The 7,517-nt window shown below is 45.7% G+C and carries 6 protein-coding genes; 2 read left to right on the top strand and 4 right to left on the bottom strand.

Annotation, left to right across the window (positions count from 1 at the left end; all coding sequences use genetic code 11):
- Positions 1-162 precede the first annotated feature (162 nt).
- The 4 genes from Q0954_RS31905 to Q0954_RS31890 all read right to left on the bottom strand — a co-directional run bounded on the left by Q0954_RS31905 (position 163) and on the right by Q0954_RS31890 (position 4,554).
- The gene (locus tag Q0954_RS31905) at positions 163-1,308 is read right to left on the bottom strand and encodes an aminotransferase class III-fold pyridoxal phosphate-dependent enzyme (protein ID WP_299465374.1); all 1,146 of its coding nucleotides are present in this window, start codon (positions 1,306-1,308) and stop codon (positions 163-165) included.
- A 44-nt stretch (positions 1,309-1,352) separates the two neighbouring features.
- Positions 1,353-2,321, bottom strand: a complete 969-nt coding sequence (gene argC, locus Q0954_RS31900) for an N-acetyl-gamma-glutamyl-phosphate reductase (RefSeq protein ID WP_299465371.1) — start codon at positions 2,319-2,321, stop codon at positions 1,353-1,355.
- Positions 2,322-2,402: 81 nt separating this feature from the next.
- Complete coding sequence (locus tag Q0954_RS31895) at positions 2,403-3,620, bottom strand: argininosuccinate synthase domain-containing protein (protein WP_299465368.1); 1,218 nt, start codon at positions 3,618-3,620, stop codon at positions 2,403-2,405.
- The gene (locus Q0954_RS31890) at positions 3,613-4,554 is read right to left on the bottom strand and encodes a GNAT family N-acetyltransferase (protein ID WP_366916774.1); all 942 of its coding nucleotides are present in this window, start codon (positions 4,552-4,554) and stop codon (positions 3,613-3,615) included. Before Q0954_RS31890 ends, Q0954_RS31895 begins: the two co-directional genes overlap by 8 nt.
- A 910-nt stretch (positions 4,555-5,464) precedes the next feature.
- On the opposite strand from Q0954_RS31890, the gene Q0954_RS31885 reads away from it, so the two are divergent.
- Entirely contained in the window at positions 5,465-6,145 is a 681-nt protein-coding gene (locus tag Q0954_RS31885) for a hypothetical protein (RefSeq protein WP_299465365.1), read from the top strand.
- A gap of 303 nt (positions 6,146-6,448) precedes the next feature.
- The gene (locus Q0954_RS31880) at positions 6,449-7,273 is read left to right on the top strand and encodes a hypothetical protein (RefSeq protein ID WP_299465362.1); all 825 of its coding nucleotides are present in this window, start codon (positions 6,449-6,451) and stop codon (positions 7,271-7,273) included.
- The last annotated feature ends 244 nt before the right edge of the window (positions 7,274-7,517 follow it).

Here is a 7,517-nt window from a genome sequence, read left to right as displayed (position 1 = left end):
TAACAGCTCTTTTTACGCTGTAAAACCATCAAAAAAATCAAGACTTATCTGCTATAAAAAAGTGTACGGTTTCAAATTTTTTATAAGAAAGCCTTAAAATATCAAGCGACCAATGGATTAAAATGTTGTCATATTTGCAAATATGACTTTACAATCTCTTTTTCACACACACACCGCTATCATATTGTTCAAGATTTGCTGCAAAGCAGTGGCAAACAAGTTTACATCAGTTTTGGTAAGCTTAAGCGGGGGTAATATGCGTAATACATGCGTGCCCGATACACCTGTAAAAATATGGTGCTTGTATACCAACTGTTTGCGTAACTCTGCCACCGGAAAGTCAAACTCCACGCCTATCATCAGCCCCTTGCCTCGCACTTCTTTAATGCCCTCAATTGCCCGCAAACGTTGTTGCATATAAGTACCTACCTCAGCCGCGTTTTGTATCAATCCCTCTTTTTCAATAATCTCAAGTACCGCAATGCCCGCCGCACAAGCCAAATGGTTGCCGCCAAAGGTAGTGCCCAACATTCCCTTACGCGGGGTAAACTGAGGGCTAATCAACACCCCGCCAATAGGAAAGCCATTGCCCATACCTTTTGCCACGGTGATAATGTCGGGGCGCAAATCAGTGTACTGGTGGGCAAAAAATTTACCCGAACGCCCATAGCCCGATTGTATTTCGTCGGCAATCAACACGGTTTGGGTATCGTGGCAAAGTTGCTGCAGTTGGGTCAAAAACTGAGGGTTGGGCACATGAATGCCGCCATAGCCTTGAATGCCTTCTACAATAACTGCCGCCACTTCGCCCGACTTCAAATGTTGAGCAACGCTTTCAATATCGTTTAAAGGCACCTTAACCACCTCATGTACCGTGTTTACAGGCGCCAGCTTTTGGGGCATATCAGTCACCGCAATCGCTGCCGAGGTACGCCCGTGAAAACCACGGATAAAAGTAAGTATTTTACGCCGTTGGGTGTGGTACGAAGCCAGCGTAAAAGCACTTTCGTTGGCTTCGGCTCCGGTATTGCACAAAAACAACGAGTAATCGGTATAGCCTGACAGCCGAGTAAGTTGATGAGCAAGCTGTTTTTGTAAAGAGTTTTGGGTTGAGTTAGAATAAAACCCCAGGTTGTTTAACTGTTGGGCAATGCTTTGGATATAATGTGGGTGGCTATGCCCTACCGACATAACCGCATGCCCTCCGTACAAATCTAAATACTGTTGCCCTTGGGTGTCTTGCACATATACTCCTTGGCCTTTTACCGGCTCTACATCAAACGATGGATATACTTCAAATAAGTTCATTTTTCTTTTTATATACTGGCTTCAGGTAGCGCTTGCCAAATTTGTCAGAACCCAATCGATTTTAATTTTAAAGCCGTGGTTTCATCCCAGCCAAAAATCAGGTTCATGTTCTGGACAGCCTGCCCGGAAGCTCCTTTTAACAAATTATCAATCATACTGATAATAAGCAGCTTATTATCGTGTTTTTCAACATACAACAAGGCTTTATTGGTATTGACTACCTGCTTGAGGTCAGGATTGGCATCGCTGACAAGCACAAAAGGATGAGCCTGGTAATAGTCTTGGTAATATTGAGTAGCTTCTTTAGCTGTCCAAGCACACTCGGTATACACCGATGCCATAATGCCTCGGCTAAAGTTGCCCCTTACCGGGATAAAATTAATTGCCCGTTCAAATCCTGTTTGTAGTTGTTGTATGCTTTGCCCTATTTCGCCGAGGTGTTGGTGCGTAAAAGCTTTGTACACCGACACATTATTATTTCTCCAGCTAAAATGGGTAGTGGCACTTGGTGCTTGTCCTGCCCCGGTAGACCCCGTAATGGCATGCACATGCACTTCATTGTTTAAGACTTGTTGGGCTGCCAATGGCAACAAAGCGAGTTGGATGGCAGTGGCAAAGCATCCCGGATTGGCTATGTATTGGCTGCCTTGTATGCTGCTTTTGTTCAATTCGGGCAAACCATACACAAAGCTATGATCGGGGCGCTTAAGCCTAAAATCGTGGCTCAGGTCTATCACCTTGAGCTGGGGTGGCAATGGAGCATTTTTTTCCAAAAACAACTGAGATTGCCCGTGCCCCATGCACAAAAATATAAGATCAACTTCGTCTAAAAACAATTGGTTCGTAAACGCCAGTGCAATGTCTCCAGCCAAATCTTGGTGAACGTGATGCACTGGCTTGCCCGCCTGGCTGTTGCTATGCACAAAGGCTATATCAACGTGGGGGTGGTTGACCAATAGTCTGAGCAACTCTCCGGCGGTATAACCCGCCCCCCCGATAATTCCTGTTTTCATAGTACTTAATAGGTTTTGGGTACTTGGTGCTGGGTACTAGGAGTAAAACTTACCCAGCGCCCAATACCTAGCACCAAGCCCCTATTTTTTATTCACCGAATGATATATTTTATGGGCATTGCCCAATATTTTAGTAAAACCCTTCACATCATCACCTGACCATTCGCGGTTCATTTCGCCATAATGCCCAAATTTGGCTTGCATTAAGTCGTGGTCAGAGGCAATGCCTTCTATTTCAAACCTGTAGGGGTGTAGTTGTACAAATACCTGCCCGCTCACAGTGGTTTGGGTATCTGCCAAAAAATGTTCAATATTACGCATCACCGGGTCGAGGTATTGTCCTTCGTGTAGCAACATTCCATACCAGTTGCCTAGTTGCTCTTTCCAGTATTGTTGCCATTTGGTGAGGGTGTGTTTTTCTAAAGTGTGGTGCCCCTTGATAATGATGAGCGGTGCCGCTGCCTCAAAGCCTACCCTACCTTTGATACCAATAATAGTATCGCCCACGTGTACATCGCGTCCAATGGCATAAGGTGCCGCCAATTTGTTCAGTTGATTGATTGCCTCTACTGGATTGTCATAAGTTTTGGCAGGTTCATTTCCCCATTGTAGCCCCTTCAGTTCGCCTTGCGCAAAAACTAAAGTTACCTGCAATGACTCGGTTTGTTGTAGTTGGCTGGGGTATGCCTCTTCGGGCAAAGGTTGGTGCGAGGTAAGGGTTTCTTTGCCGCCTACACTAGTGCCCCAAAGCCCTTGGTTGATAGAATAAGCTGCTTTTTCCCAATCATCGTGAATGCCATTGGCTTTGAGATAGTCAATTTCCGCTTCACGCGAAAGCTGCAAGTCACGAATCGGGGTAATAATTTCTACTTCAGGCATAATAATTTGAAATGCCAGGTCGAAGCGTACTTGATCGTTGCCCGCGCCCGTGCTACCGTGTGCCACATATTTGGCGCCTAGCTCTTTGGTATAGTTGGCTACCGCCAATGCCTGAAACATACGTTCGGCGCTTACCGATAGAGGATAGGTTTGGTTACGCAATATGTTGCCAAAAATGAGGTATTTCACACATTCTTCGTAGTATTGATTGGTGCAATCGAGCACTTTAAAATCTACCACGTTCAATTGCTCAGCACGTTGGGCAATTTGCTTGAGCTCTTCGTCAGAAAACCCTCCCGTGTTTACTGCCACAGCGTATACATCCAGGCCCTTTTCCTGGGCAAGGTATTGGGCACAGTAAGAGGTGTCTAACCCTCCGCTAAACGCCAGTACTACTTTGTTGTTGTTTGTATCAGTCATTTTTTGGCTTGCCTTTTTGAGGCTTTAGTTTTGTTTTTTGCTCTTGTATTTTGCCTAGTTTTTTACCCAGCTTCTCTTCTATTTTTTGGGCTTTCTTGTCTAGTTTCTCCTGTTTCTTTACAATGCGCTTTTCCTTGCGGTCTTCCAGTTTGGTCAGCACAAACTGCTTGTAACGCATCCAGCGCTGGTACACCTTCATAGAATGTTTCCATTTTTTGGGTTGTTCGGTGTCTACTGCCGGGCTGTTTTTGTCTTGAGCCGGGTCATAGAGCATACCCGTACACAAACAGTGCTTGCGTTCGGTGCGGGTAAGCACATCATAATTGACACAACTTTGGCACCCCTTCCAAAAAGTTTCGTCTTGGGTAAGCTCAGAAAAAGTGACCGGTTTGTAGCCCAACTCTGAGTTGATCTTCATTACTGGCAAACTGGTAGTAAGCCCAAACACTTTGGCGTTAGGAAACTTGACCTTTGAAAGTTCAAAAGCCTTGGCTTTGATACGTTTTGCCAGTCCTTCGCCCCTAAACTCAGGGTTTACAATCAGCCCCGAATGTGCCACATAATTGCCGTGTTGCCAGGTTTCTATATAGCAAAATCCAGCCAGGGCTTCTCCCTTAAGTGCTATCACTGCTTTCCCTTCTACTATTTTCATTTTAATATACTCAGGGTCGCGCTTGGCTATGCCAGTGCCGCGTATTTTGGCGGCTTCTTCTATCATTCGGCACACTGCTTCAGCATACCGCACGTGGCTTTCGTTGGCCATTTCAACATGGGTAGTAGTCATACTTTTTTTAGGTGCTAGGTATGGAGTATTGTTTTCTGTAGTTGTCAAAAAATGTTCGCTTACCGCAAAAGGAGAATTAAGGTTGCGTTTTTTTAGCCTAAAACTGGTACTGAATACGTTATCCCACTGTTTTTTTATAAAAAGTAACATGGCTTTTCACCCTAAGGAATTGTTCAAAAATAAATAGTAGATTGGGTAAATGGAATCGTTCAAAACTCCATCAAAAGTATACAGTAAATTACTGCTCAATGTAGCGAAACTTCAAGAAATTCTATAGTAATCTATGGGTAGATTTTGAAGGGCGGGGCGATTAAAAAATCCCCCAAATTTGGGCAATATGTAGTTGTTTCGTCCCCTTAGGGACGGGCATTGTTGCGGCGGGCGGCGGCAAGGGGCAATATGTAAGCAGTGCTATACATGAGGTTTGGGAATGACTCCCAATTCTTTTTTGCAATTGTAATCGAATATTAAGTGCAATGTCAAGTTTTTGGTAGGTATTTAACAGTTTAAAAGGTTGAAAACATTGAATAGTTTAGTAAAATACATGTTTAGTGCAATTTTGCACCAATAAATATAAATTTAACTTTAGCAATCAGGGGTAGCCTTCTTGCAGTCAAAGCGTTGGCATTTAGCTTAACTTCCAATAAACTCTGTGTTTAGAGGTGTTCAATTTTCTTATTCCTTAGGAATCAGAATATACCCAAAAAACCAAAAAAAGACCCTGCCAACCAAATGCCTGCCAAGAAAAACCCGAAAAAAACCCGCTGTTTCTCCCCCATTTTGTTTTTCCAAAAATCCCCCCATTACTTTGTAAGCGAAATCAAACGAAAGATCAAATATGTAAGCTAAAACAAAAAGAAACAGAGGTATAGGCAGTACAGCGGAAGGTTTGCAGACCTCCGCTGTAAAAATGCCTCCTAAAAAATTGGAACCCTGGTTTTTGGCAAACCCAGCAGCTACCAAGTATTGCAGTACTTGGGCAGTCACAAGGTTTACCCAAATACCTCTCCCAATATGAGTATAAAAATCAACGAGTTGACTGCCGCTAAAGCAGGGCGACATGGCACCGCCATGCCTGCGCCAAAGCAGCAAAAAAAAGGAGTGGATAGGCAAGCATTCACCGTTTGTAGGGCATTGGGCTACCGACTCCCGACTATCAACTACCGACTCCCAACTACTAACTACAATGAAAAATTACTTTGCCAATAGAAGAAAAAAACGACTAACCGCCACCACCCCCTTGGGCAATAGCCATTCGGTGCTGGCTAAGCTCCTGGGCGACCGTATCCTGGAAAAAAACAACTTGATGCTTGCCCAACAAACCATTGAGCAAAAATACCAAGCAGCAAGCCATACTATGGCACAGGTACTGAGCCAAACGCCCGAAGCACAAGACCAAAGGGTATATGGGCATGCCTTGGGTGCACAGCTCACCTACCGTTTTTTGGGGCAATTGCTCAAGCAACGTCGCCACCATCGGCACGAGCTAAGCATAGAGTACCAACTGTATGCCTGCCTCAACCACGCCACCGACTTGTATAACGAGGCGAGCGACTTGCTGGAGGCAGGATTAGACGCATCGGAAGGCGATTGGGCTTTGGCGGAAGGTATGCTAGAAGCAAGCGATTTCCTGCAAAGGTTTTTTCGCAACCTAGCCCAAACCATCAGCAACGAGGGCACTGCCCAACTAGAAGAATTGACCCAACAACGAGAGGAATTGTATGCTCAAGATAGTCCGTAGTCCGTAGTTGGGAGTCCGTAGTTGGTAGCTTTTAGCTAGTCAGTAGTTGGGAGTCCGTAGTCGGTAGCTTTTAGCTAGTCAGTAGTTGGGAGTCCGTAGTCAGTAGCTTTTAGCTAGTCAGGAGTTGGGAGTCAGTAGTTGGTAGTCGGTAGCTTTTCTCACAATTGAGAAATCGCTTCGCGCTAACTCCTGACTACGGACTCCCAACTCCCAACTCCCGACTCCCGACTCCCGACTCCTGACTACGGACTCCCGACTCCTGACTACGGACTCCCGACTAACAACTAAAACTATAAAATAAAAATGAAATACACTGCTAACCAAATAGTAACCCGAAGCGCCCAAGGCTTGCACCCCGTGCGGGCAAGCCAAGCGCCCAACCCGCCCGACGCACCCAAACGCGTGCATTGGGTTTGGGGCATGCTCATAGTACTATTGTGGGCGTTGCTTGCCAGTGGCTGCACCCCCACTTTGCAAAAATCGATGTACAACACGGGGATAGACCTTGCCACCGAGCAACTGCAACAACACACGCCCAAATTTAAACTCAAATTTGCGCGTACCCCCCAAGGCTTTTACCACTACGCGGGGCTCAAAGTAGCCACCACGTCAACCCCCGCTGCGGCGGCCGATTCGGGGCAAAAGTTACGCCCCGAACTGTTGGTGCAGGCTCAAGTGTTTGCCACCAGCGACAGCAGCGTGCGCGCCGAGCTAGTGCTACACTATGCCTACATGGGGCAATGGCTCAAAACCCACTTGCCCAAGCTCATGCGCCAACAAAAAAGTAAACCTTGGCGCAGCTTGCAACAAGCCTTGCTAGAGCAAGTCATAGACTCGCTCATGGGGCATCTAGAGGCACGTTTGCCCAAGCTCGAAATCAACTTTTTGCGCAACCACACCCAACACGGGCTGGAGTATTTTTATGCCCGCGACAAAAACGGATTGATTAGGAGCTTTGTGTCTACCCACCCCGACCACGCTCAAGTGGTATGGGTAGAGCCTTTCATCAACTATGGTTTGATCAATCGTTGGCTGAAAACCGAAGGCGCTCAATGGATCGACCAGTTGAACAAAGGCAGCGGCAAAGCCTCATCGCCCCATCGTGCGCCGTCAGGGGTGGCACGCTAAAACCAGCAAAACCTGTGAACACCTTCAACCAGTTTTTTACAGGTTGCAAAAATGAGAAAAATGTTAAACCCTTAAAAAACAAAGACTTTACGCCTTTGACTGGCATTGCTATGTCTTTATTTATCAATTGTGAGAGTCATCAGTCGCTTGTTGCTTTACCGACTTCATAACTTACGTTTCGCTGATTTCTAGGTTGGAAAAAAGAAAATAGTTAAACTCGCTGTATGATCACAGAACGAGTAGA

It is taken from the genome of uncultured Microscilla sp. (assembly GCF_947493425.1).
Lineage (GTDB): Bacteria > Bacteroidota > Bacteroidia > Cytophagales > Microscillaceae > Microscilla.
This window is presented reverse-complemented; position numbering and strand designations above follow the sequence as displayed.

Excerpts from the sequence above, each read along its gene's own strand:
- Q0954_RS31895 (WP_299465368.1), bottom strand. The coding sequence starts at position 3,620 with ATGACTGATACAAACAACAACAAAGTAGTACTGGCGTTTAGCGGAGGG.
- Q0954_RS31905 (WP_299465374.1), bottom strand. The coding sequence starts at position 1,308 with ATGAACTTATTTGAAGTATATCCATCGTTTGATGTAGAGCCGGTAAAA.
- Q0954_RS31890 (WP_366916774.1), bottom strand. The coding sequence starts at position 4,554 with ATGTTACTTTTTATAAAAAAACAGTGGGATAACGTATTCAGTACCAGT.
- Q0954_RS31885 (WP_299465365.1), top strand. The coding sequence starts at position 5,465 with ATGGCACCGCCATGCCTGCGCCAAAGCAGCAAAAAAAAGGAGTGGATA.
- Q0954_RS31880 (WP_299465362.1), top strand. The coding sequence starts at position 6,449 with ATGAAATACACTGCTAACCAAATAGTAACCCGAAGCGCCCAAGGCTTG.
- argC (WP_299465371.1), bottom strand. The coding sequence starts at position 2,321 with ATGAAAACAGGAATTATCGGGGGGGCGGGTTATACCGCCGGAGAGTTG.